The organism is Agrobacterium sp. S7/73 (assembly GCF_019355535.1).
GTDB classification, from domain to species: Bacteria; Pseudomonadota; Alphaproteobacteria; order Rhizobiales; family Rhizobiaceae; genus Agrobacterium; species Agrobacterium tumefaciens.
Genome location: NZ_CP072137.1, coordinates 471,226 through 496,213, shown reverse-complemented (window position 1 = coordinate 496,213; position 24,988 = coordinate 471,226). Strand labels below are relative to the sequence as shown.

Below are 24,988 nucleotides of genomic sequence, written 5' to 3'. Positions count from 1 at the left end.
AAGCGCTTTTGACTGGTGTGAAGTTCGCAAAAGCCGACAAATCTGTCAATACTCTTTCTTATGGCTTGGAAATTGGGCATCTTCGCATGTTGCCACGGAGGGTTTGCCTTTCGAAACGGCGAACTGTAAGATTTCAGGTGGGAATAAATTGAAAGCGATTTCAATTTTTGTCCGCTTGAAAAATCTGCGGCGGCGACGCATGCAGGAGCAAATTGGCAGAAAACATGAAGCTCAAGGAATTCGCAGAAAAGGTCGGGCTGTCGCCCACCACCGTCAGCCGTGCGCTTGGCGGCTATCCCGAGGTGCGTGAAGAGACGCGCCAGCGGGTGATGGATGCTGCGCTGAAATACGGCTACCGTCCCAATGCCAACGCGGTCAGGCTGGCAACAGGCAGGGCTGGCGCAATCGGTGTCGTGATGGGCCGTTCGGGCGGCGGGCATTTCTTTTCGGAATTCATGGGCGGCATGGCGACGCGGCTGGAAGGCGAAGAGACCGACATTCTCGTCAGCGTCACCGTCGACAATAACATTGAGGAAGAGCTCGCGATTTTCAGCCGGCTGGCGTCGAGCGGACGGGTGGATGGCATAATCGTGCATTCGCCGCGTCCGGAGGACGAGCGCATCGCGCTGCTCAATCGGCTGGGCGTGCCTTTCATCGTGCATGGCCGCTCGAAGACGGCGTTCGAGCACGCCTGGCTCGATATCGACAATCATGATGTGACGTATCGTCCGACAATCCATTTTCTGGAACGTGGCCACCGTCGCATCGCGATGATCAACGGCCCGACAGGCCGTACCTTTGTGCAGGACCGCGAACAGGGTTTTCGTGATGCGCTCGCGACCCATGGCATCACGCCTGATCCGCGCCTCATGATGAGCGAGCATTTCAGCGAAGATGCCGCCTTCCGTTTCGCCCGCTCGCTGCTGGAGCAGACGCCGCGCCCGACGGCCTTCGTCGCTGGCGCAATGATGACGGCGCAGGGCGTCTATCGCGCGGCAACCCAGCTGGGACTGGTGATCGGCAAGGACGTGTCCGTCATCGCCCATGACGACGTGTTTCCTTACCTCACTCCGGAAAGCATGATGCCGCCGCTTTCCACCACCCGCTCGCCCATGCGCATGGCTGGCATGCGGGTTACGGACCTGCTTCTGCAGATCGTCGGCGGCCGTCCCGTCCGCGAGGTTCAGGAATTGTGGCCGGTCGAACTGATCTTGCGGGAATCGGTCGGTCCAGCCTGACCTCGTCGCCATAGCTCACTGATTCCATTCCATTTTGTGAACGTCAATTGATTGCCGTTCGTCTTTCATCGCCTATACGGCAGCGGCATCTCGTGTATAATCGAAGCTGCACAGGCCTTTTGGAACAGGACCTGGGCCAGCGCGTTGAGGGGACGTGTTGAAGGAGGTGACCGATGTTTGAATTTTTAAAGCCGCAACAACAGACTGTGATCGATGACGTGGAGGCAACCGGCACCTATGCCGACGCGCTGCTCAACGTGCCCAGCCCGGAACTGACCCGTTCCACCGCTCGCGAACACGGCCATGAGGCCCACTCCCGCGACTATTGCGAAAACCGCGATATTTCCCGCAGCTCGCTGGGTTTCGCCTGAGCCCTCGCAACAGCTTCCCAAAAAAAACGGAACTGACCGGCGTTTTCCTGCGTTTGCCCTGTACAATCCGCAGGGCGGCGCAATGAAACCGAAGGGACCTGACCGGCAATTGACCGATGGGCGAATTGGGTGTTGCGCCGCCTCAGGAGGGGCCGCGCGCTCGCGTCGTCCCAGCAGATGAAAGCGCATTTCGATTCCGCATTGGACGAAGCGCTTATATCCAGGAGCTGCAATGCCAACTGTTCCCGTTGAACCCTATCCAGACCCGCCAATGCCGGTGCCGCCACAGCCGGATATACCGCCGGTCAAAGAGCCGGAGCCCGATAGGCTGCCGGACGAGGCGCCAACCCCCAATCCAGATGAAAACGACGGGCCGCCCAAGGTCTTGTAGGTTTCAGGCCTGTTCGAATTTCTTGCTGAGGAAGGCCGAGCCTTCAAGCCCGAAGCGCCAAGGATAGTCCTGCGCGCGGCTTATGCCGATGCGTCTGCCGCTGGTAACGGCAGCGGCCTCCTTTGGCAGACGGAGGAAAAACGGCGGGCGGTCCAGCGGTGCTCCGTCCATTTCTCCGGTAATGGCCAAGGCCTGACAAAGCCTGCCGGGGCCGGAACATAACAGTTTCAGTTTGTCAGTTCCTCGCCGCAGTTTCATCATGTCTATGCCGGTGAGGGGTTCGATGGCGCGCAGAAGCACGGCGGAGCCCGGAGCGCATACGAAGTTTGCGCACCAGTGAATGCCGTAGGACCGGTAGACATAGAGATGGCCGGCCGGGCCGAACATCGCCTTGGTGCGCGGGGTCTGCCCATTGAAACTATGGGATGCTGGATCATCAGGATGATAGGCTTCGGTTTCCACGATGATGCCGCCTGTATTGCCAACGCGGAATTCCACGCCGATGAGGGCGCGGGCAACGTCAACGGGATCGCGCTGAAAGAAGCGCTCCTGCATTTCCGGGCCCAAGGCCTGATCCATCTGGAACCCCTTCTGCTCTGCCATCGTTGTGAATTCAGGTTTCAGTGTGTTGTCGCATCGGATTACGCCGATGCTTTTTCAAATCGGAGGGCATGTCATGCAACTTTCTACGACCTATGTAAAACGGGATAACGGAGTGATTTCCGTGGAATTTGTCGGCAGCGACGGCGATCAGGTCTCGGTCCGCCTTGCCGACGGTCTTGATGGCATCGACGATGCGGAGGCCATCAAACGCGCGAGCGCGGTGATGGTTCAGCTGACGGCATTCGGAACGCGTCAAGGCGCCGATGCGCCGTCGCAGTTTTCCGCTCTCGGCACGGCGCAGGATGAAGTCCCGCACGGTCAGGCGAGCGCCCGCACATCGAAGGATCGTGACATTCTTGAAGAGGAACTGGAAGAGGGGCTGGAAGACAGTTTTCCGGCGAGCGACCCCGTCTCGGCAACGGTCACCTCGATCGCGTCTAGAAAAGGAGGGCTGTGACCTTGGCCACTGGTAAAGTCGCCCTCGTCACCGGCGCTGGCTCCGGCATTGGCCGGGCTGCTGCCCTTCATCTGGCTGCGGAAGGCTTTTCCGTAGGCCTTCTCGGCCGTACCGAATCTGAATTGCAGGCGGTGAAAAATGAGATTTCCGCCTTATCCGGCGCTTCTAAGGTCCTCGTCGCCGATGTGGCGGAGGAGGCAGTGATGCGACACTCCGTTGCAGAGCTTGTGGATGCTTTCGGCCGTCTGGATGTCGTGGTGGCCAATGCGGGCGTCAACGGCGTCTGGGCACCGATTGACGAGCTGACGCCTTCGGAGTGGGACGATACGATCCGCATCAACCTGCGAGGCACCTATCTCACTATCCATGCCAGTGTGCCGCATCTGAAGGAGGCAGGTGGCGGCTCCATCATCATCGTCTCTTCCATCAACGGCACACGCACTTTCAACTCGCCGGGCGCTACCGCCTATTCGGTGACGAAGGCCGGGCAGCTTGCCATGGCCCAGCAACTGGCGCTGGAGCTCGGGCGTCATCGCATCCGTGTCAACGCGGTGTGTCCGGGCGAAATTGAAACGGCGATTGACGAAAATACGGACATACGCGGGCGCGACAGGACCGAAGTGCCAGTCCGTTTCCCGGCGGGTGACATTCCGGTCACCGGCGGGGTTGCAGGGACGAGCGAGGATGTTGCTGCATTGATCGGTTTTCTGGCATCGGACCAGTCGCGCCATATCACCGGAACGCCGGTATGGATCGATGGCGGGCAGGGGCTTCTTCGGTAGCGGCAGTTCCATCACAGGCTTGTGTGCGTATGATTAACGAATGGGTAACGTCTGTTCACGAGACTTTGTCCTTGCGGGAGGTTGCCGCCATATGGCCACCTTCGCTAGTTAAGCCTCTGCCACAAAGGCGGGCAAATCGGGCGGGCAGAACGATCCATGGGTGTGAATGCATTGCTGAACTTCGCAAGTGCGGGGCTGCGGCGCAGGGTAAAAGCGGGAATGAGAATAGCTGCGGTCGTCGCGATCGGCAGCGGTCTCGCCGCGTGCACCTCCATGGGTCTCGACAGCGTCAAAAAGGACCCGCCGAAGCTGTCATCCAAGATGATGGCGCAGATGTCTGCCAAGAGCATGCGCCCGGAAAGCCCGGTTCTCGTTCGCATTTTCAAGCAGGAAAGCGAGCTTGAGGTCTGGAAGATCGACAAGACCGGTAATTATGCGCTGCTCAAGACCTATCCCATGTGCCGCTGGTCCGGAAAACTTGGCCCGAAGACGAAGACGGGCGACCGGCAGGCGCCGGAAGGATTTTATCATGTCTCCGCAGGCATGCTGAACCCCAATTCGCAATATTACGTCTCCTTCAATCTCGGCTATCCCAACCGGCTGGAATCGGCGCTTGGTTACACCGGCGAAGCGTTGATGGTGCATGGTGCCTGTTCTTCGTCGGGCTGTTACGCGATGACCGATCAACAGGTCGGCGAGATTTATGCGGTCGTGGCGCGCGCGCTGCAGGGCGGGCAGGACCGCTTTCAGGTTCAGGCCTATCCCTTCCGCATGAGCGCGCGGAACATGGTGGCGAATCGGGACGATCCCAATATGCCCTTCTGGAAGACGCTCAAGGAAGGCTATGACTATTTCGAGGTGACGCGCCGCCAGCCAAAGGTTTCCGTTTGTGGCCGGCGATACGTTTTTAACAGCGAATTTGCCGGCGGTGAGCCTGCCGATCCGCTGGCGGCCTGCCCACCTGCGATAAACCAGCCGGACCCCTTGGTGGCGTCGAAAATGGCCGAAGAGCAACAGAAATTTGCCGCCGCGATGAACGAGGGAACTTCTGCCCCGGTCAGCGCGTATGTAGACGGCGGCATGCACCCGAGCTTCCGTGCCATCCTGAAATCCAGTGGCGCAAAGGCCATGGCATCGCAGGTCTCCGGCACGAAGTACCCTATAAGCCGCCCCGAGGCGGCGCTGGCAGATCCCTTTGCCAGCGCAAGATGACGCAGATGAGGTTTTTCAATTGAACGACACGACAACGACCCGGCGAGGTTTCCTGCTTGGAGCGGGCGGATTGGCGCTGGCCGGCCTTGCAGGCTGCAACACCACCGCGCGTGAGGCCACACGGCCAACAGCCCCGGCCGACGACCCGATGTATGCCTTGATGTACGGTCCGAAGCCCGACGAGCAGTTTCCGTTGCCGGAAATTCCCTACAAGCGGATCCCGCGCCAGTTCCTGCGTCAAATGGTGGAAAATCCCACCGGTGAGCGTCCCGGCATCATTGTGGTCGATACCGCCAACCATTTCCTTTATCTCACCTACGAGAACAACCAGGCCATGCGTTATGGCGTCGGTCTCGGCCGCGCGGGCTTCGAATGGGCCGGACGCGGCGTTATCCAGTACAAGCGTCAATGGCCGCGCTGGACGCCGCCCGACGAGATGATTGCCCGCCAGCCTGAGCTGGAACCCTATAGCGGCCGCAATGGCGGCATGGAGCCGGGCCTCAAGAACCCGCTCGGTGCGCGTGCACTTTATATCTTCAAGGACGGCAAGGACACGATCTACCGTCTGCACGGCTCGCCGGAATGGTGGACGATCGGCAAGTCGGTTTCCTCCGGCTGCGTGCGTCTGCTGAACCAGGATATTGTCGACCTCTATAACCGTGTGCCTGATGGTACGCCGATTGTGGTGACGGCGCTCGGGCCCGCACAGCAGGGTGTTCCTATCGGGCAGGCAGGCGTGCCCGTGGCGCAGTATGGCGGCGGCGTGGTCGGCGACGGCCTGTCGCAACCAATGCAGACCTATTGATAGACGAAATTTCCAGCCGCCTGAGAGGGCGGCTGGAAATGGCTAATGAATGAAGGCGCAATCACAGCGCTTCGATACTGCGGCTGCCGGCTCGATCTGCGGCAGCGACCTCAGGCAACGCGACGGGTAACGTCGCTGCTACCGGCACTTTCCATTTCCAGACGGAACCGCGATACAAGCGAGCGCAGCTTTGCCGTTTCGGCGGCGAGCATTGCAGAAGCCGCAGTGGATTGTTCCACCATGGCAGCATTTTGCTGGGTGGCGTGATCCATGGAGTTTACCGCCGCGTTGATTTCGGCAAGACCGGTCGATTGTTCGGTCGCCGATGTGGCGATGGCGTTCATATGGCGATCGATGCCCGCGATACGCTCGCCGATCTCCTTCAGCGCCGTGCCGGTGTCGAGAACCAGTTTCACGCCGCTTTCCACTTCCGTCGAGGATTGCCGGATATGATCGCGGATTTCGCTTGCGGCCTTTGCTGCGCGCTGGGCGAGATCGCGCACTTCCTGCGCCACTACCGCAAATCCCTTGCCGGCTTCACCGGCGCGCGCGGCTTCCACGCCTGCATTCAACGCCAGAAGATTTGTCTGGAAGGCGATCTCGTCTATGGCGCCGACGATGCCGGTGATCTGCCGGGACGAGGTTTCGATGCGGCGCATCGCCTCTTCCGCATGGCTGACAACTTCCACAGATTTCAGTGCGCTGTGGTTGGCATCGGTGGCGGCGAGCCGCGCTTCGGCGGCACGCTTGTTGGCGTTTGAAACATTGACCGTGATTTCATCGAGAGCTGCTGCTGTCTGTTCCAGAGACGCTGCCTGATTTTCCGTGCGGCGGGAAAGATCGCCGGCACCTGCGGCGATTTCCCGGCTGCTGCCGTCAATGGTGCTGATGCCATCGGAAATGGCGAACAGCGTTTCGCCGAGTTGACGCACTGAGCTGTTGAAATCGTGACGCAAGGCCTCGAATTGAGGGGCAAAGGCCTGATCGAGCTGAAAGGCCAGATCGCCCGATGCCAGCCGCTTCAGTCCTGTCGCAAGACCGGAAGTGGCGATGCGCAGCCGCTCTGACGCATCGTCCTCCGCTTGCTGTCGCGCCGCCGCCTGATCGGCTTCTGCCTGCAGTCTGGCTGCTGCGGCCTGTTCTTCGAGCGCCCGATTGGCAATCGCCGCCTGCCGGAATATTTCGACCGCGCCGGACATGGAGCCGATCTCATCCTTCCGGTCCATGCCGGAAGGAGGTTGTGACGTGTCGCCGCTGGCAAGGATTTCCATCGTCTTCGACAGGCGCAGGATTGGACCCGTTACCGTTTTGCGGGTGAGGATAAAGAGGCCTACGCAGAAGAGTGTCGCCAGAACCAGCAGCCCTTCTAATACGAGCTCGATTACCGCCTTCGTCTCCTGGCTTTCCGCGACAGTTGCTTCGGAAAGCGCGTCGATCTGTTCGCTCGCCGTTTCCATCGCGGTTTCGAGAGTGGTGAACTGGCGCATGAAGTCCGGAATCATTTTTGTCGCCGCGCCCGGATCGGCGTTGACGAGGCCAACCACCGTTTTGGCGCTTTCAAGATAGGACTGAAGCGGTTTTTCAACGCTCTCAATAACGGCTTTGGCGTTCGTACCTTCGGTAAGCGCCTTGTTTAGCTTCAATGCTTCAAGGAAAGTGGCTTCATGTTCGGCAAGGTCGGCCTTTACCGCGTCGAACGACAGGCCCATCGTATCATTCGTGGAAAGAATGGCTGCCAGCACGTCTGAGCGCAGCGCATCGTGCATCATGTCGGCACGCATATGATTGTGAAGTATCTCGGCGGACCGCGATACATCCGTACTATTGCGATTGAGCGTATTCGTCGCCCAGATACCGACCCCCGCCGCGCTTCCGGTGATGGAAAAGATTGCAATGCTTGCAAATATAATTTTTTTCTGAATCGACGCCATGAGGCCATTCCCGCTCGGTTGGTTATACTACGGGAAATTAATAGAATATGCTTAAGAAATGATCTATTTTTGTTGCGGTCTTGATAAATGCAAAAAAAGGCTGCAATAGAAATTGCAGCCTTTTATTTATTAGAGATTTATACTTTTAATCCGCTCTTTTCAGCGCGTCGCCCAAGATCGAGACGATATCGTCGAAATGGGATTTTTCGGCGATAAGCGGCGGCGAAAGGGCAATGATATCGCCCGTGACGCGAATGAGCAGACCGCGCTCGAAGCAATCCACGAAAACGTCATAGGCGCGTGCGCCGATAGCTCCATCACGCGATTGCAGCTCGATGCCGGCGATGAAGCCGATGGTGCGGATGTCGATGACATTGGGCAGGCCCTTCAGCGAATGGATGGCGTCGTGCCAGACATCCTGCATTTCTGCCGCGCGGGTAAAGAGCCCTTCGTCGCGGTAGATGTTGAGCGTGGCGATGCCGGCGGCGCAGGCAACCGGATGTCCGGAATAGGTATAGCCGTGGAACAGCTCTATCTGGTTGTCAGGCCCATGCATCAACGCATCGTGCACCTTGCGGCTGGTAAAAACCGCACCCATCGGGATTGCGCCGTTGGTCAGCCCCTTGGCGGTGGTAACGATGTCAGGCGTCACGCCGAAGTAGTTGCTGGCAAAGGACGAGCCCATACGGCCGAAACCGGTGATAACCTCATCGAAGATCAACAGAATGCCGTGCTTGTCGCAGATGGCCCGCAGGCGCTCCAGATAACCCTTCGGCGGCACCAGCACGCCGGTGGAGCCGGCAACCGGTTCAACGATACAGGCCGCGATTGTTTCGGCCCCATGCAGAGCAACCAGCCGTTCCAGATCGTCTGCCAGTTCGGCACCATGCTCGGGCTGGCCCTTTACGAAGCTGTTTTTCGCCAAATCGTGGGTATGACGCAGGTGGTCGGCCGGGATTTGCGGAAAAACACGGCGGTTGTTGACAAGGCCGCCAACGGAGATGCCGCCGAAACCGACGCCGTGATAACCGCGCTCACGGCCGATCAGACGGCTGCGGGTGCCCTGACCGATGGCGCGCTGATAGGCGATCGCAATCTTCAGCGCCGTATCGACTGATTCAGAACCCGAGCCGGTGTAGAACACGCGGTCGAGCTTCGCGCCTTCCGGGCCAGGCGCGATTTCCGCCAGCCGCTCGGCGAATTCGAAGGCGACGGGATGGCCCATCTGAAACGAGGGCGCATAATCCATGGTCGAAAGCTGGTGTTTGACGGCGGATGCAATCTGGTGGCGGCCATGGCCGACATTGACGCACCACAGGCCAGCTGTACCGTCGAGAACCTGACGACCGTCATTGCTGGTGTAATACATGCCCTCCGCGCTCGTCAGCAGGCGGGGATTGGCCTTGAACTGCCGGTTGGCGGTAAATGGCATCCAGTAGCTGTCGAGTGAGGTGGAGTTGGATCGGTTGGGGTTGTCCATAACGGTTCTCCTGTTCGGTGCCGGTGATTGAAAGCTATTTTCCGGGCTGAACAAGCCCTTTTCTCGCTGTGGCCAAGCCATTGAAAATGTTATAGGCGGGAAAGGTAGTTTTCGATATTTCGAACAACGGCAACGGGGGATCACGCATGTCGGTGGATATAGGCGGGCGTTTGCGCCATTTGCGGCTGCGTCACAATATTTCCCAGCGTGAACTGGCAAGACGTGCTGGCGTTACCAATTCGACGATTTCCTTGATCGAATCCAACACCTCCAACCCGTCCGTCGGCGCGCTGAAGCGCATTCTCGACGGTATACCGATCGGCCTTGCCGAATTTTTCGCCTACGAGCCGGAGACCAGCCGCAAGGCATTTTACCGCGCGGATGAACTTGTCGAAATCGGCAAAGGACCGATATCCTTCCGGCAGGTGGGCGAAAATGTTTTCGGCCGCAGCCTGCAAATCTTGAAGGAATGTTACCAGCCGGGTGCCGATACCGGCAAGGTGCCACTGGTCCACGATGGAGAAGAGGGTGGTATCATCCTCTCCGGGCGTCTGGAGGTGACGGTCGACGAGGAGCGGCGGGTTCTCGGTCCGGGGGATGCCTATTATTTCGAAAGCCGCAGGCCGCACCGCTTCCGTTGCGTTGGTCCAGTGCCGTGCGAGGTCATCAGCGCCTGCACACCACCCACCTTCTGATTCTATGGCTTTCGCGTAAAGTCACGCCGGAATGGTGGTCGGACCGTTGCAGCCGGAGATAATATGGTCCAGCCGGAGAGATTTTCTACGAGCCGACCGAACTTTGATACGGGTTCCTGCCATTATTTTGCCGCTTTTGCGCCGCTTTTGCAATTTTTCCATCGCTTTTTCTTGGCGAAGTTGGCGTGCCGGCAAAAAAATCCCGGTTAATATGTCAAATTTTATATGCATTGCCACAATCTTGCTGCGCTGCAAAAAAATTTAATATTCTTCCTGACGCATGGCTGTTCTTGGCGTTCCTGTCTCACCTGATTAAGTCACAAGAAACATATAAGAAAAGACTATCTGTTGTCGAAAACGCAATACATGCGGGAGCGGCACCCATGCTCTCAACACATGGCCGCCGGCACATTTGTTGCTTTTTTATGCAACCGTTAATATTGCCCTGACGTTGATCGGCCGCTCTCGCAAGAAATCGCATAGACGGTCAGGGGCAATGTGCCTTACAAAAAATCCATTAGCATCAAATTCAGAACACAGACTTGTTATCTCTTTTAGACGGAAAGACACGCCTCCGGGCACCGACCAATCGCAAAACATAAATGGAGTTCTCTCTATGAAGTCCGCGACCCAATCGGCTGAACAGACACTCAGCAGTTCCGAAGACTTCGATGTCAGTTTCCCTATCGGGGGCATCGCAAAACGCAGCTTCGATATGACATCGGCCCTGCTTGCGCTGCTCATCTTCAGCCCGATTTTTCTGTTGATCGCCGCACTGGTGAAATTGTCCGATCCCGGCCCGATCTTTTATGGGCACCGGCGTGTGGGACATAATGGCCGCTATTTCCATTGCCTGAAATTCAGGACGATGGCGATGAACGGTGATGAAATGTTGCGGCAATATCTTGCCGCCAATCCGGAGGCTGCCGAGGAATGGCGTGCGACCCGCAAACTCAAGAATGATCCGCGCGTAACCGCAGTTGGTGCCGTGCTGCGAAAGCTCAGCCTTGATGAGCTGCCGCAGCTTCTCAACATCATCCGCGGCGAAATGAGCGTCGTTGGCCCGCGCCCCGTCGTCGACGAGGAGCTGAGCTACTACGAAAGCGATGCCGCCTATTACCTCAGCACCCGTCCGGGCCTGACCGGCCTTTGGCAGATCAGCGGCCGCAATGACGTAAGCTACAAGACCCGCGTGGCTTTCGACACGCAATATGTGCAGAACTGGTCGATGCGACAGGACGTCTTCATCATCGTCAAGACCATTCCCGCCGTGTGCCTTTCACGCGGAAGCTACTGAAAACCGATATTGAGTTTGGCTTTATCGATCTTTGTTTTGCCACGCACCCTGACCGGGATCCCAAGTCCGGTCTTTGGGTGCGTCATTGGTGCAAATCATAATGGCCGCTTTTTTGCGGCGCTGTGCAGCCGGCACCGTCCGGCTGCTCTATCGCCTGATCGCCCGCGCGGCGATCCGCAAACAGGGAGTTTCCCGATGAACGGTCCTATTGCCGTCGCTAGCCGTCCGCTTGCAAAAAGAACCGCCGGACGCACTTTCTCCGCCCTTCTGCTTGTCGCATCCGTCGCATTTGGAGCGCCGCTTTCCGCAATGGCTGCGGAAGGCGCTCAATACAAGCTTGGCACCGCCGACAAGCTGCGCATCCGCGTTGCCGAATGGCAGCCGGCCGATGGCAGCATCCGCAACTGGGATGTCATCAACGGCGATTATTCCGTCGGCCCATCCGGCGCGCTGTCGCTGCCCTTCATCGGCCAGCTGGATGTGGCGGGGAAGACGTCCGCAGAGGTCGGTGAGGCGATTGGAGCCCAGCTTCAGAGCAAGTTCGCCCTTCGCAACCTGCCGTCGGCTTCTGTCGAAATTGCCCAGTTCCGGCCGATCTTCCTCAGCGGAGATGTACAGACGCCAGGCGAATATCCCTATGCTGCCAATCTCACGGTGTTGAAGGCCGTAAGCCTTGCCGGCGGGTTGCGGCGCTCCGATGCCGGGCAGCGTTTTGCCCGCGACTTCATAAATGCCCGCGGCGACGCAGCCGTTTACGACAACCAGCGCGCAAGGCTGCTTGCCCGTCAGGCGCGGTTGATCGCCGAGGTCAAGGGTGACACGGTCATCGCCAAGACGCCGGAGATGGAAAAGATTGCCGAGATCGACGCGCTTCTCGCCAGCGAAAGTGCGCTGATGAAATCGCGCACCGAGCGTTACACTTTGCAGCTCAAGGCACTGACGGATCTGCATGCGCTTCTGGAAAGCGAAGTCGAATCGCTGAAAAAGAAATCGGAAACGCAAAACCGTCAGCTCGAGCTTGCCAATGAGGACCGAGACCGCGTCAACCGGCTGAACGAGCAGGGCCTTGCACTATCGCAACGGCGTATTTCCGCGGAAGAACGTGCAGCGGAGGTGGAAGCCGCACTGCTTGATATCGACACGCAGTCATTGCGTGCCAAGCAGGATATCAACAAGGCGACCCAGGATGAAATCAACCTGCGCAATGACTGGGTGGCACAGCGCTCCAAGGAATTGCAGGACACGGAAGCGGAACTCGACAAGCTCAATCTGCAACTGGGTACAAGCCGGGAATTGATGTCGGAGGCGCTCGCACAATCGGCTGAGGCGATCCGTTTCGATCCGTCGGGAAAATCCGCGACAATCAGCTACGTCGTGGTGCGTGAGGAAAACGGCAAGCCGAAGGAAGTGAAGGTGGATGAAAACGCCATGCTTCAGCCAGGCGACGTCATCAAGGTCTCGTCCGAAATCCTGATGCAGTGAGGTTTTCATGCGGATCGCCAAATCGGCACTGATCGATCCCGAACGCAATGAGGTCTACGGAATGGCGGCGATTGCGCTGTCATTCTTCGTTTTCGCCTATTCGTCGCGTTTCGGGCAAATCTCGATTCTGGCCTATTATGGCATGTGGCTGCCCCTTGTAGTGGTCAATTACCGGCGCGTGCTGGGTAACTATCCGCGCTATCTGTGGATATTCGCCTTCGGCATCCTGACCGTGCTGTCGAGCTTCTGGTCGGAGGCAGCATCGGTCACAATGCGCGCTTCCATCCAGTATATGACGCATATCGTCTGTGCACTTATCGCCATGCGGGTGGTGTCCATCCGCACGCTGACGCGTGGGGCGTTGATCGGCATCACCGTCATTCTGCTCTATTCGCTGCTGTTCGGTGTCCACCTTTTCGATGCGCTTGATGGAACCTACAGTTTTGTCGGGGCTTTCTCATCGAAGAACCAGCTTGGCTTTTACGCCTCGCTCGGCGTCATTTTCGCTGTCTCATCCGTGCTGATCCTCAAGCAAAGGGGTATCTGGCTGCCGATCGCGGGCATCACCGGGCTCCTATCGGCCTATAGCCTAATTGCTTCGCAATCGGCCACATCCACCATTACCACGGCGGCGGTGGTCGCCCTCATCATCGGTTTCATCCCGATTGGCATGCTTTCACCCGCCAACCGCAAGATGACCTTTTTCGCACTCGGCGGTATTGGCATATTGCTGGTGGTCGCGTCCCTGCAGTTCGGCTTGCTTGATGCCATTCTCGGCCTTTTCGGCAAGGATTCGACACTGACAGGACGCACCTATCTCTGGCAGCAGGGCATCGAAGCGGCAAAGCAGACACCGATCCTCGGCGTTGGTTACCAGGGGTTCTGGGTGGTGGGTTTTGCCGATGCCGAGCGCCTGTGGAACGACTTCTTCATTACCGGACGCAGCGGCTTCCATTTTCACAACACCTATATCGAGACGGTGGTGGAGAATGGCATCGTCGGCATGGTTCTGCTCGGCATGGTGCTTTACGGAACGCTGCTCGGCCATCTGCGCTCGGTCCTGATGCGCCAGCGCGATCCGCAGGGCGTCATTCTCTTTGCCATCTGCGCGCTGTTCGTCGTCCGCTCCTTCGTGGAGATCGATATCATCTTCCCATTCCAGATCGGTTCGTTCCTGCTGTATTTCGCCGCCGGAAAACTGTGCCTGCCGGCGAAAGCCACGCAGAATAGCGAAACTCATCCCGCGATTGGCGTGCGGTTACAGACGCGAGCCTGAGCATTCGCTCTGCCCGATCCTAGAGGTAATCCGATGAGACGTGCGGGCTGGCGTGGATGAAACTCCACATGTCCTTGCTGACAGAGACGATGTCGGCGATGGATTTCTCGAGGTGTTCGATTTCTTTCTCGTCCATGCGTTCTACCTTGCCGTAACGGACCTGGGTTTCGTCCTCCACCAGTCGCATGAGCTGGGTGCTGGCAATTTCGCCCTTTTCGTCGAAGGAGTAGATGCAATGATTGTATTTGTTGCGCGTTTTCGATTCTTTCTTGAGCCGCGCCATGATGGATAGAATGGTCTTGCGATCCGGCGCCGGCGTTGAGGGAAGTTTTGCCAGACGCTCGATGAGATCCATGCGCGCGCGCGTGGTGTTGAGCGTCAGAAACACGACGATGGCCGCTTCCTTCTCCACTTTCAGGAGATGGACGATCAGATAGATCATCAGGCTTTCGGTGTTGGTCCACACGTAATTCAGCCTGCCGACCATCAGCAATATATCCGACATTGCCGCCATGCTGTTCTCCCGCCCCACCAGACATATACTGGCATTCTATGCCGATCTGGACGGGATTGACAGTGTAGGTCCTTCTGCGTTCCGCATTTTCCCGACGCAAAACCGCCGTCCAACCTTCCTGGAAAAGCGGTATTTCTTCATCTTTCCTTGAATGCTCGGGACATGCTCTCGGAGATAGGCTTGGTCAGATATTCGAAGAAGGTTCGCTCCGAAGTCTGGATCAGGACATCCGCCGGCATGCCGGGAACGGGATGGAAATTATGGACCTTCGCGATCTCCTCGTCTGAAACCTGCACGCGCACGATATAGACGTCCTTAACCTGCAGGCCTGCATTTTCCTCGATGCTATCGGCGGAGACGTAAAAGACCTTACCGTTCAGAACAGGCGTGGTGCGGCGGTTCAGTGCCGAAAGGCGGATCGCTGCCGTCTGGCCTTCATGCAACTGGTCGATGGAGGTTCTCAGAACCTGCGCCTCAAGGATCAGGGGAACGTGGGCGGGCAGGATTTCCATGATTGGCTTGCCGGTGGTGATGACGCCGCCTGCCGTGTGGTAATAGGCGCGCACCACGGTACCGTTGACGGGGGAGCGGATGACGGTGCGTTCCAGCACTTCGGCGGCACCGCGCACTTGCTCGCGCACGCTGTCCAGATCGGCTTCTGCGGTTTCGAGCGCGTCGAGAGCAGCCTGCTTGTTGGCGTTGATGGCAATGACCGCTTCCTGCTTGAACTTGGCGATTTCAGCCTCGCTCTGGTTCATCTCGCCGGTCAGTCGGGCGATATCGCCCATGGCATCGGCAATGGCGCGCTCCAGCGCCAGCATGTCGGTCTTGCGGATGACACCGTCCTTGGCAAGCCTTTCCTTGGAATCACGCTCCTGGGTCAGAAGTGCCAGTTGACGGTCGAAGGACTGCTTCTGCCCCTCATAGCCTGCATAACGAAACTCCAGCGACTTGATGTTCTTTTCGATGAGATTCAGTTGCTCGTCGAGCTTCACGATCTTGCTGTGGAACACGATGTTCTGGCTCTGGATGATGGATTTGATATCAGGATCGCTGGCTTCCTTCATGACGATGTCAGGCACCTTGAAGCTTTTTTGGCCCTGCGCCTCGGCGCGCAGGCGCGTGACGATGGTTTCGAGGCGAAGGCGTCTCAGCTGGAACATGCGCTCGTTGGCGAGCGCCGTCGTCTTGTCGAGCGTCAGAAGCACGTCGCCTTCCTTGACGGTGTCGCCTTCGCTGACCATCATTTCCTTGATGATGCCGCCCTCCAGATGCTGCACGACCTTGTTGTTGCCTGTGGCGACAAAGCTGCCCTGGGCAATGATGGCGGCGGAGAGCGGTGCGGTGCCGGCCCAGTACCCGAAGCCGCCGAAGGAGGCGAGCAGCACGGCAAGACCGATTGAACTGTGGAGGCGAATGGAACGTGGCACTTCGCTGTACCACTCAAGCTGGCCCTGGGGTTTTACCTCTGCGACGGCGACGGCGGTTTTTTTCTTGAACATGACGATCCTCAACCCTCGATCTGCGGAGACTGGCTACTTTGCCGGCCATTGCCGGAAATAGCCTTCAGTACGTCCATCCGTTCGCCGAACATGGCGACCGATCCGTCCTTCAGCACCATTATCTTGTCGACGCACTGAAGAAGTGCGGGTCGCTGGGTGATGGTGACGGTGGTGATGCCCTGTTTCTTGGCGTGCAGAATGGCTTTTGCCAACGCCTGTTCGCCCTGCGTATCAAGGTTGGAGTTTGGTTCGTCCAGAACCACGAATTTGGGATCACCGAAGAAGGCGCGGGCAAGCGCGATGCGCTGCTTCTGGCCGCCCGAAAGCGGTGCGCCATCGGCGGCAACCACGGTTTCGTAACCCTGCGGGAAACCGGCGATCAGCTCGTGTACGTCAGCGAGCACAGCCGCCTCGTAGATCTGCCGGTCTTCAACATCGTCACGCATGCGACAGATATTGGCCTTGATGGTGCCGGGAAACAGCTGCACGTCCTGGGGCAGATAACCGATGCTTTCACCGAATTGCCGCTGGTCCCAGTTGCGCAGGTCCATGAGGTCAAGGCGGACATTGCCGGAAGTGGGAAGGATGGAGCCGACCAGCATCTTGCCAAGCGTCGTCTTGCCGGAACCGGAATTGCCGATGATGGCGAGGGATTCACCTTTCTTCAGCGAAAAGGAAATGCCGTTCAAGATCACCTTCTTCTGCGGCGGCGGCACGAAAAGGATACGTTCCACATCCAGACGCCCTTCCGGATTGGGCAGGCGCAGACGCGGGAAATTGAGCGGTGAGGTGATGAGAAGCTGCTTGATACGGCTATAGGAGGCTGCAGATTTGTTGAACTGATGCCAACCCTCGATCGCCCCTTCGATGGGCGCCAGCGCGCGGCCGGAAATGATGGATGCTGCGATCACCATGCCGCCGGTCAGTTCGCCTGCGAGAGACAGATGCGCGCCCCAACCCAGCAGTGCGACCTGCGTGATCATGCGGGCTGCTTTGGAAACACCTGAGAACATGATGTTGCGATCCTGCGCCGCCACATGCGACTTCAGTGATCCGGCTGTTTCACGACCCCACATCTTCACGGCCTCTGGGATCATCGCCATGGCATTGATGATCTGCGAGTTGCGCGACATGGAATCGAGATGGAAATTGGCGCGGCTCAGATAACCGGAGGCTTCCGCGAACTGTCTGGCGGTGAAGCGCTGGTTCAGCCAGGCTATGATGAACAGCACCGCGCAGCAGACCATGATGATGATGCCGAGATGCGGATGTACAAGATAAACCACCACGATGAAGAGGGGCATCAACGGCGCATCGAGAAAGGCGATCAGGGTGCCGGAGGTAATGAAGGAACGCAGCTGCTGCAGGTCCTGCAGAATCTGGTAGTCCTTGCCGCTGCCATGCAGGGAGGCACGGGCCGCTGCCGACAGGATCGGCGCTCCAAGCTGCACTTCAAGCTCGACAGCGGTGCGCATCAGGATGAAGCGCCGGATGGCGTCCATGAAGGCTTGCAACAGAACCGCGCCGAGAACGGCGACCGTCAGCATGACGAGTGTATCCATGGAGCGGCTTGTCAGGACCCGGTCCGAGATTTGAAACAGATAGAGCGGGATGGCAAGCAGCAGAACGTTGATGGCGATGGTGAACAGCATCACGATCGCCATGTTGCGCCGTATCGCGGCGATGCCCTTGGCGAGGCTGGCGGCGAAATTGACGGGTTCACTGCGCTTGTGGAAGCCGCTCTGGCTTCCGCCGCCTCCTCCGCCACCACCGCCATTCTCCGTCGGCTCCTTGCCGTTGCCGCCGCCGCCCGTCACCGGACGGCGCTCGTTTTCACGTATAGGCCCGTCATTATTGTCGATGGTCTTGACGAAGGGCAGGTCGGGTGAGCTTTTCAGCTCGGTATTGTCCACCTTTGCTTCCGGCTCCGGCGGTGAGGCGGGGCGCCGGTCTTGCTGCGGCGGCACTGGCCTTTCCTGCGGAACGTCACGCATTTGCGGTTGTTCGGCGTATGGGGAATGTTGCGGAAGGGGCCGGGGCGGTGTGATCTCAGGGGAGGGCGGGGCTGCTTTCACGGTCGGTTCCGCGCCGGACAGATGGCGCAGGTTTTCGACGGCCTCGTTTATGGCCGAAATGCAGGCATCAGTCAGCTTGCTGTCTTCCGCATCCTGATCCAGCGGCAAGTCCAGCGAGTGCCCGGCGGTAATGGTTTTTCTTGAAATATGATCCATTTTTTTATTAATCCCCTCGGTGATCTCGCGGTTTCTGCGGCTTTGGCGGCGGGTGTTTCTCCCCGCCTGTCAAAACCTATGCAGTGACCGCCTGCATGACGTCGGATGAATGCGCGCTCGACCACGACATGTCGTGACCGGCGTTGATGACGCCATCGGATTCATTCTGAATGGTGGCGGGATCGTCGTGCAGAAACGCGATCACTTCGTTTGCCAGCTGCTGGCCTTGGTGACCCGGTTGCGACGCATCATTTTCGATGATGCCGCCCTGTATAAGGATAGCATCCGAATAAAGCCCGCCTGCGACGTAGGTGGTGGAACCGAAGCTGTCGTAATCGATAATCTGCGCGAGATTGATGACGGCGTTGCTGCCGGTATCGATATGGATCGTGACGTTCTCGTTGTTTTCCAGAATCTTTGCGGCTGCCTGCGTCACATAGTCGGAATCGCCCAGCACGCTCACCTGTTTGATGATGCTGACGTCATAAAGATTGCCAGTGATGTAAAGGACGTTGATCCCCTGATAGCCCGCAAAATTGGCATCGTGGGCAAGCGCGTCCGGCATGTTCGGATCACGCTCGTTAATCGCTTTCACCGTCTGCGCCATATAGTCCGGCATGGTTTCAAAACGGTCGTTGCCACCGACATTGTGGATGCTGGCGTCGTTCCACAACAGGTTGTTGCCGGACTGAACGGTGGCGCCCTCAGGCGCGTCGGGGTTGGCGCGGATCCAGTCATTGTCGTAAAGCACGGCGATCTGGCTGATGAGGTTCATGTCCAGCACATTGCCGCCGACGATGACCAGATCGTACTGCATGCCGATGCCGAGGAAATTGGCGATGTTGAGGGCAGCGTTGCCACCGCTCAGCAAGCTGACGCTGGCACCCGAAGAGGTAACCGTCAGTGTGTCGTTGTCGCTGATGAACTGGTACTGCTCGATCCAGTGGACGAAAGACACGTCTCCCTCGAGGACGCTGACACGCCAGGCAGTGGGAAATATTGGCGGTTCACCACTATCGTGGCTGCTATCGGCGCTTTCTGCACCCGGATAGACACTGCGTGAGAAGGTCGCAATATTGTAGGCGGCGGTTGCGTCATGGTCTTCGGACTGCGTGAAAACGGAATCGACCTCATCGCGGTCGCTATAGACATAGGCCTGGGTGATTGCATCGATCTGGTGATAATCGCCCATGACGGTGGTGACGGAGGCCATGACGGCAGTATTGACCAGCGTTGCTATGTTGGCGACGACATTTGCGCCGGCAGCCACATCGAGGCTGTTTCCGGCGGGGCTATCCTCATGCAGCGAAACATCGCTCTTTTCAGGCTCTTCAGCGGGCTTGGCAATGCCACGATCCGGCATGAAGTCGTCGAGCATTGGCTTTTCGCTTGCCATGGAGCCATTGATGTAGAGGCCGTTGATGTCATTGCCGGCGAGAACGAAATCCTGTTCCGCGCCGGTTCCAAGGGACGTCACGTCATTTTCGCGCGCATGGTCGATATAATCATGTGCTGATTTGGCGAGCGCCTGCAACGCGTCGTAGCTGTCGGTGCGCTGGAAAACGGAAAAGGGCGTGAAGACGGCTGCTTCGTTATGGAACTCGACGGTGCGCTGGGTCACGAAACTGGTGTCGCGCGCCACATTTGGGCCGTCCGTCATGTTCAGATAGTCGTCGTCCTGAAGAATGTTGACCTGCGTGACATGCGCGATAACCGAGCCCGGGCCGGTGTGCACCACCAGTTCGCGTTCTTGCTCAAAGGAGACACTGCCCGGAAAACGGAAATGCGCGGCTGACATATCTACCGGTATCGCATTTGCAAGCTGCTGCATGTCGTGTTCGACCATGCGAGCGAAATGCGGTTGCAGATAGTCGAAGTCGTAATAGCCGGCGCGATATTTAACGCCGGGATCGTAATCCTGAAGCTGCAAGTCGTAGGTCTTGTCTAGCAGTCTTGCCGCGTCATCATCCGACAACCGGTCTTTGTTCGCGTGTGCCGTGCCTTCGGCATAGTTGCTTCTTAGACGCGCTTCCTCGATCACCGTGTCGAACAGGCCGATGAAATGCGCAATCATGTCTGAAATTCTGTCGATTTGCATTGCAGGTCCCTCCCTGATCATCGCGGCAGAGCCTGGGCGGCGGGCGGCACACGTCCAAGAGGCGGTGCTTCGTCTTCGCGCAAACCCGGTCCTTCAACCGCAAACTGCACCGGCGAATGCCGGTGCAGCTTTTTTCATAGAGAGGTACTCGTCAGGAGCCGCTGTCCTCGCCGGTATCAGAAACATGCGAGTTACCGCCTGTGACCGAGACATCAACGGCATTGGAGAGCATGTTGGCGCCCTGCACCAGTTCCAGATGGAAGCCGGAGTTTGCAAGGATAGCCGATGCATCTGCAGTGCTGGTACCCGCAGCGTCGTCGCCAGCCTTGAGGTCCCATCCCTTGCCGTCCATGCCTTCTGCGCCAAAGGCGTCGCCGGCATTCGCGCTCAGGTGGTTCTGGGCACCACCATTGTCCATCCTGACATCCCAGGCCTGATCCTGATCCGCCAGGTGGTTGGCCTGCACAAGGCTGAAGCCCGTGTCGTTGCCTTCGCCGTTGAGCGAGCTGTTGAGGATATTGTCGACATCAAGTGTGAAGGAGAAGTCGTCACCGAGGTTAAAGGTGAGGTCTCCGCCAGCGATGCCGAGATTGCCGACATCCTTGACGCCGGCGATGTTGCCGAAGTCGTCATCCGACTTGTAGAAACTGTCAGCGGAGTTGAAGCTGTCGGAAGTCGTCGTTGTTGTTGTTGTCGTGTCGTCGTCGGAATAGGAGAAGGTCTTGGTGTCCGTATCCGTGACCGTCTTCACGTTGGTGTCATTGTCGCTGTACGACTTGCTTTCATAGCTCCAGTCGTAATCGGTCTTGATTTCGGTGCTGGTTTCGGTGCTCGTCTTTACGGTCGTATCGTTGTCGCTGTAAGACTTGCTGTCATAGCTCCAGTCATAGTCGTTGTCGCGATTGTCGCCGTTGCCCACTGCAACGTCGATTTTGGCGTCAACATCCACATTGGTGCTGTTGTCGCTGTTGTCGTTGTTGCGGTTTTCACCGTTTGCGGTGCCGACATTGCTGTCGTCCACCTTTGCGTCATTGGTCGAGGTGTTGGCGAAACCCTCCGAAAGCGCGCCAATCTTGGTGATGTCGTCGCCCGCAGGCTGTGGATTGTAACCCATGTCGATTTCCTCCGAAAAAGCTCGGAGCAGCTTTCGAAATCCCTCTCATCTAAAACGGGATTTTTTCGCGCTTGCTCCGCGTTGCACAAAGATTGATGTTCTGCAGATGCACTCGGTACGTCTCATCTGCGGCTTGGCATCGGCCCGTAACCGGGCTCTTCTCGTTCAGCCCTTGTGCGCTACTCGGTATTAAGGCGCACAAATCCGTTCCTCGCTCCGTTGGGAGCGCGGTGGCTTCGTCTTTTTGCTTTCGTTATGTCTTGAAAAGGAACCGGCGTTTGCAAACACACGTCAAAGGCCGGGGTTGTCTTTCCATCGGTCACTGTTTGCAGCGACGGTCAGACTGTGCAGCAGAAAAATCGCGCTTCCTAGCTATCAATTCGGGCTAAACATATCGGCACCCTTACCACCAATATATATGTCGGAAGGCGGTCGCATGGAGATTTGCCGCCGGTTCAGACGCAAATAATTGCGCTCAGGCCGGGAAAAGCTGCTTTTCCTAAAAATATAGTCAATGGCGGTGAGAAGGGTCCCTATCCCGAAATGGCACATTCCGGAAGCTCGTTTGCCGGGCAGGTATGTAAAGGGATATCAACCAAAAGTTATATTTTCCCGGATTGCAAAACCGGAGCGAAAGCTTTTCCGATGTGTTTGTTTTTACACTGGTTCCGGGCTCAACGATTCATTACGGGCGTAACCAATTTTGTACGTCAATTGCAAGAAATAACCCATTTGGGCCATTTCTTTGCACAGCTTTTCGTATTAGCCTCCTTAATTAACGGGTAATTAATGATAGTTGACATGGCGTGAAGCGGGAGTTGCCCCATTTGTTTCTAGGGGTATCCCGGCGAATGACAGAGCACACAACCAAAAAGAACGTAATGCGTAGCGCTTTAGGGGAGACGTCGATGTTCATGGGAACTTCAGATTATGCGGCAAAACAAAGTGGAGCCGTTGCGCCTATAAATGGAACTTTATTGATCATCGCGGATCCGGACCTGTTTTCCGAGTGCCTCGTGGAGGCGCTGGGCAAAAAGTTCCCTACATTCGCTGTGATGAGCGTTATGTCCTCGGCAACGATCGACGATGACTATGGCGCCGATGTCCGGCTGGTCCTGCCGTACCGTATGTCGGGCGAGCGGCTTCATAGCGTTCTTTCGGCAGTCCACGAAAAGCATCCGGATGCCCCAATTGCACTTGTCGTCGAAACCATCGACAAGTTTGAGGAGCCGCTGAAGCAACTGGTGGGGATGCGTATCATCGATGGCGTGCTGCCGCTTAATCTGCGGCTCGATGTTTTCATGGCGGCGGTTGATCTCCTCATGAAGGGCGGGGAGCATTTTCCCGCTGCCCTTCTCGGCAAGCTCACCCCCTATTCCCAGGCCGTGAACGGCAAAAGCGTTCAAAGCAACGCCGTGATCGCCAACCGCGCCGACGCTCTTGCCGTCAGCAAGAGTGAAATGGCGGCGCTGACGACGCGCGAGGTGCAAATCCTCGACCTGCTTTGCAAGGGAACGCAAAACAAGATCATCGCCGACCGGCTTCACCTGTCCGAGAATACCGTGAAGGTGCACGTTCGCAACATCTATAAGAAGATGAATGTGCGCAACCGAACGGAGGCAGCATCGCGCTTCTTTCACAAGGACGACGACGCGGCTATCTCCGGCTGGAGAAACTGAACATCTGGCGGGCCTGATGCCGCAATGACGCCAGTTTCAAGCAGAGGTTATGCCTGAGGCTCAGGGCCTCAGGAAACAGCGGGACTTCTGACCAAATCCGCTCGGTGAGCAGATATAGGGAGAAGAACCGGAATAGGAATGCCGCGGCGATATCGTCGGTGTGTCGTAAGTATCGGCAACAAGCGTGACGGCTGCGTTGCCTGTCTTGTCATAGCCGTAGGACGCCTTGGCTGGAGCAACCCGGCTCTTGATCGTCGCCGTATTAGCAGATGCGGTCTTGATCAGAACGGCATCTTCAACGACGGAGCACGAGGCCGTTGCGAAAGTGAACGTCGCAAGTGCGGCGGCAACAAGTGCAAAACGACAGCGGCGGGCCGCTTTGCTGTTATGGGAATAAGGCATTTCATTCATGATGTATGTCCCCTGAAATCGACTAGCTGTCGCATCTCGCCGGGTGGTTTTGCCCCGGTGGACCGAGCCTTACAAAACCAGAATAGTCCCGACTGGTTGAGCGAAGCTTGCGCTAATGCTCAATAAGAAAGGCATAATGGAGGCGTAGTTAAAAAGTATTCAATCGAGTGATTAATACGAGTAATTCGGGGTAATCAATTGTAATATTTCGATAAAATAAAGTTGACCTGTTTTATGACGCGCCTATCATAAAAGTTGAAATATACCGAATCTAAATATTAAAACCTCCAGAAGAAATAAAAACCGGAGGTGACATTCGAAATATCCTGCAATCTGGAGTTTGATCTAGTTCAAGTCGAATCAGCCGGGCTGGTTCCTCATTGAGAGGAGTGTGTAATGCGTAATTTCGTTCCCAACGACCATGACAACGGCGCTACAATCTATTCCGAGTGGCGGCCAGGCCAGCGCGTTCTGGTCAACGGCGGGGCTGGTTTCCTTGGCTCCCATCTTTGCGAACGTCTGTTGGCTTGCGGTCATGAGGTGATCTGTCTCGACGATCTTTCGACTGGACGGACCGTTAATGTTGAGCATTTGCAAGCCAACAAGCGGTTTTTGATGGTCGAGCATGATGTCCGCAAGCCCTATGACATCGACGTCTCGCTGATCTTCAACTTCGCGTCGCCGGCCTCGCCGCCGGACTACCAGCGTGATCCAGTCGGCACCCTGCTTACCAATGTGCTCGGCGCGGTCAACGTTCTCGAAGTCGCTCGCAGATGCGGTGCAACCGTGGTGCAATCCTCGACATCGGAAGTCTATGGCGACCCGCTCGTCAATCCGCAGCCGGAAAGCTATTTCGGCAACGTAAATACAATCGGGCCGCGAGCCTGCTACGATGAGGGCAAGCGCAGCGCCGAAACGCTTTTTTTCGATTATCACCGCTTTTATGGCGTCGATATCAAGGTTGGGCGCATCTTCAACACCTATGGGCCGCGCATGCGCCCCGATGACGGGCGGGTGGTCTCCAACTTCATCGTCCAGGCGCTGAAGGGGTCGGACATCACCATTTATGGCGACGGCAGCCAGACGCGCTCCTTCTGCTACGTCGATGATCTGATCGACGGGTTCCTGCGTTTTTCAGCTAAGCCGAAGGATTGCACCGGACCGATCAATCTCGGCAACCCGACTGAAATTCCGGTGCGGCAGCTGGCCGATATCGTCATCCGCATGACGAATTCCCGCTCGCGCATCGTGCATCTGCCCGCTGCGATCGATGATCCGCAGCAGCGTCGTCCCGATATTTCGCGTGCCAAGGAAATGCTCAGATGGCAACCGCGCGTACCGCTCGAAACCGGTCTGGAGAAAACCATCGTCTATTTCGATGCGCTGCTGGCCGGCAAGAAGGTTGCGGAGGCCGTATGA

General features: G+C 57.4%; 23 protein-coding genes. 13 read left to right on the top strand and 10 right to left on the bottom strand.

Annotated features, from left to right (window positions below; translation table 11 throughout):
• The first annotated feature begins 224 nt into the window (after positions 1–224).
• From J5276_RS17220 to J5276_RS17210, 3 genes are all read left to right on the top strand, one after another.
• Positions 225–1,238 carry a substrate-binding domain-containing protein gene (locus J5276_RS17220; protein WP_003510924.1) on the top strand — a complete coding sequence of 338 codons (1,014 nt, stop codon included), beginning with the start codon at positions 225–227 and terminating at the stop codon, positions 1,236–1,238.
• Between the two features lie 173 nt (positions 1,239–1,411).
• Complete coding sequence (locus J5276_RS17215; protein ID WP_003510923.1) at positions 1,412–1,609, top strand: hypothetical protein; 198 nt, start codon at positions 1,412–1,414, stop codon at positions 1,607–1,609.
• 232 nt (positions 1,610–1,841) lie between these two features.
• Positions 1,842–2,000, top strand: coding sequence for a hypothetical protein (locus J5276_RS17210; RefSeq protein ID WP_034501930.1), 159 nt, complete (start codon positions 1,842–1,844; stop codon positions 1,998–2,000).
• A 3-nt stretch (positions 2,001–2,003) separates the two neighbouring features.
• Here J5276_RS17210 and J5276_RS17205 read toward each other — a convergent pair whose 3' ends face one another.
• Positions 2,004–2,579 carry a DNA-3-methyladenine glycosylase gene (locus tag J5276_RS17205; protein ID WP_019564683.1) on the bottom strand — a complete coding sequence of 192 codons (576 nt, stop codon included), beginning with the start codon at positions 2,577–2,579 and terminating at the stop codon, positions 2,004–2,006.
• A gap of 97 nt (positions 2,580–2,676) precedes the next feature.
• Between J5276_RS17205 and J5276_RS17200 the strand changes: the two genes are divergently transcribed.
• From J5276_RS17200 to J5276_RS17185, 4 genes are all read left to right on the top strand, one after another.
• Positions 2,677–3,060, top strand: a complete 384-nt coding sequence (locus J5276_RS17200; protein WP_019564682.1) for a hypothetical protein — start codon at positions 2,677–2,679, stop codon at positions 3,058–3,060.
• The gene (locus tag J5276_RS17195; protein ID WP_003510918.1) at positions 3,057–3,842 is read left to right on the top strand and encodes an SDR family NAD(P)-dependent oxidoreductase; all 786 of its coding nucleotides are present in this window, start codon (positions 3,057–3,059) and stop codon (positions 3,840–3,842) included. The genes J5276_RS17200 and J5276_RS17195 overlap by 4 nt, the downstream gene beginning before the upstream one ends.
• Before the next feature lie 156 nt (positions 3,843–3,998).
• Entirely contained in the window at positions 3,999–5,054 is a 1,056-nt protein-coding gene (locus J5276_RS17190; protein WP_003510915.1) for a murein L,D-transpeptidase family protein, read from the top strand.
• Positions 5,055–5,073: 19 nt separating this feature from the next.
• Entirely contained in the window at positions 5,074–5,859 is a 786-nt protein-coding gene (locus J5276_RS17185) for a L,D-transpeptidase (protein ID WP_035251547.1), read from the top strand.
• Between the two features lie 110 nt (positions 5,860–5,969).
• Here J5276_RS17185 and J5276_RS17180 read toward each other — a convergent pair whose 3' ends face one another.
• Together J5276_RS17180 and J5276_RS17175 are read right to left on the bottom strand one after the other, a co-directional pair.
• Entirely contained in the window at positions 5,970–7,790 is a 1,821-nt protein-coding gene (locus J5276_RS17180) for a methyl-accepting chemotaxis protein (protein ID WP_065704073.1), read from the bottom strand.
• 145 nt (positions 7,791–7,935) lie between these two features.
• Positions 7,936–9,270 (bottom strand): aspartate aminotransferase family protein, encoded by a 1,335-nt coding sequence (locus tag J5276_RS17175; protein WP_003510911.1) that lies wholly within the window; start codon positions 9,268–9,270, stop codon positions 7,936–7,938.
• Between the two features lie 146 nt (positions 9,271–9,416).
• On the opposite strand from J5276_RS17175, the gene J5276_RS17170 reads away from it, so the two are divergent.
• On the top strand, positions 9,417–9,965 hold the full coding sequence (locus J5276_RS17170; protein WP_003510910.1) for a cupin domain-containing protein: 549 nt from the start codon (positions 9,417–9,419) through the stop codon (positions 9,963–9,965).
• A gap of 21 nt (positions 9,966–9,986) precedes the next feature.
• Here J5276_RS17170 and J5276_RS17165 read toward each other — a convergent pair whose 3' ends face one another.
• Positions 9,987–10,196, bottom strand: coding sequence for a hypothetical protein (locus tag J5276_RS17165; protein WP_141680512.1), 210 nt, complete (start codon positions 10,194–10,196; stop codon positions 9,987–9,989).
• A 385-nt stretch (positions 10,197–10,581) separates the two neighbouring features.
• On the opposite strand from J5276_RS17165, the gene J5276_RS17160 reads away from it, so the two are divergent.
• From J5276_RS17160 to J5276_RS17150, 3 genes are all read left to right on the top strand, one after another.
• A complete protein-coding gene (locus tag J5276_RS17160; RefSeq protein WP_003510909.1) occupies positions 10,582–11,262 on the top strand; it encodes a sugar transferase in 681 nt (226 codons plus the stop codon).
• 195 nt (positions 11,263–11,457) lie between these two features.
• Positions 11,458–12,744, top strand: a complete 1,287-nt coding sequence (locus J5276_RS17155) for a polysaccharide biosynthesis/export family protein (RefSeq protein ID WP_013761580.1) — start codon at positions 11,458–11,460, stop codon at positions 12,742–12,744.
• A 7-nt stretch (positions 12,745–12,751) separates the two neighbouring features.
• Positions 12,752–14,020 carry an O-antigen ligase gene (locus J5276_RS17150; RefSeq protein ID WP_003510903.1) on the top strand — a complete coding sequence of 423 codons (1,269 nt, stop codon included), beginning with the start codon at positions 12,752–12,754 and terminating at the stop codon, positions 14,018–14,020.
• Positions 14,021–14,039: 19 nt separating this feature from the next.
• On the opposite strand, the gene J5276_RS17145 is transcribed toward J5276_RS17150, so the two are convergent.
• The 5 genes from J5276_RS17145 to J5276_RS17125 all read right to left on the bottom strand — a co-directional run bounded on the left by J5276_RS17145 (position 14,040) and on the right by J5276_RS17125 (position 21,479).
• Positions 14,040–14,534, bottom strand: coding sequence for a hypothetical protein (locus J5276_RS17145; RefSeq protein WP_013761578.1), 495 nt, complete (start codon positions 14,532–14,534; stop codon positions 14,040–14,042).
• Positions 14,535–14,671: 137 nt separating this feature from the next.
• Positions 14,672–16,036 carry an HlyD family type I secretion periplasmic adaptor subunit gene (locus J5276_RS17140; RefSeq protein ID WP_003510897.1) on the bottom strand — a complete coding sequence of 455 codons (1,365 nt, stop codon included), beginning with the start codon at positions 16,034–16,036 and terminating at the stop codon, positions 14,672–14,674.
• Positions 16,037–16,044: 8 nt separating this feature from the next.
• Complete coding sequence (locus J5276_RS17135; RefSeq protein WP_112752773.1) at positions 16,045–18,267, bottom strand: type I secretion system permease/ATPase; 2,223 nt, start codon at positions 18,265–18,267, stop codon at positions 16,045–16,047.
• Between the two features lie 76 nt (positions 18,268–18,343).
• Positions 18,344–20,365 carry a hypothetical protein gene (locus J5276_RS17130; RefSeq protein ID WP_035199460.1) on the bottom strand — a complete coding sequence of 674 codons (2,022 nt, stop codon included), beginning with the start codon at positions 20,363–20,365 and terminating at the stop codon, positions 18,344–18,346.
• A 151-nt stretch (positions 20,366–20,516) separates the two neighbouring features.
• A complete protein-coding gene (locus J5276_RS17125) occupies positions 20,517–21,479 on the bottom strand; it encodes a hypothetical protein (protein WP_035199459.1) in 963 nt (320 codons plus the stop codon).
• Between the two features lie 908 nt (positions 21,480–22,387).
• On the opposite strand from J5276_RS17125, the gene J5276_RS17120 reads away from it, so the two are divergent.
• Positions 22,388–23,158: a helix-turn-helix transcriptional regulator gene (locus J5276_RS17120; protein ID WP_003510893.1), complete on the top strand. Its 771-nt coding sequence runs from the start codon at positions 22,388–22,390 to the stop codon at positions 23,156–23,158.
• A gap of 60 nt (positions 23,159–23,218) precedes the next feature.
• On the opposite strand, the gene J5276_RS17115 is transcribed toward J5276_RS17120, so the two are convergent.
• Positions 23,219–23,569: a hypothetical protein gene (locus tag J5276_RS17115; RefSeq protein WP_013761572.1), complete on the bottom strand. Its 351-nt coding sequence runs from the start codon at positions 23,567–23,569 to the stop codon at positions 23,219–23,221.
• A 396-nt stretch (positions 23,570–23,965) separates the two neighbouring features.
• Between J5276_RS17115 and J5276_RS17110 the strand changes: the two genes are divergently transcribed.
• Positions 23,966–24,988, top strand: coding sequence for a UDP-glucuronic acid decarboxylase family protein (locus J5276_RS17110; protein ID WP_013761571.1), 1,023 nt, complete (start codon positions 23,966–23,968; stop codon positions 24,986–24,988).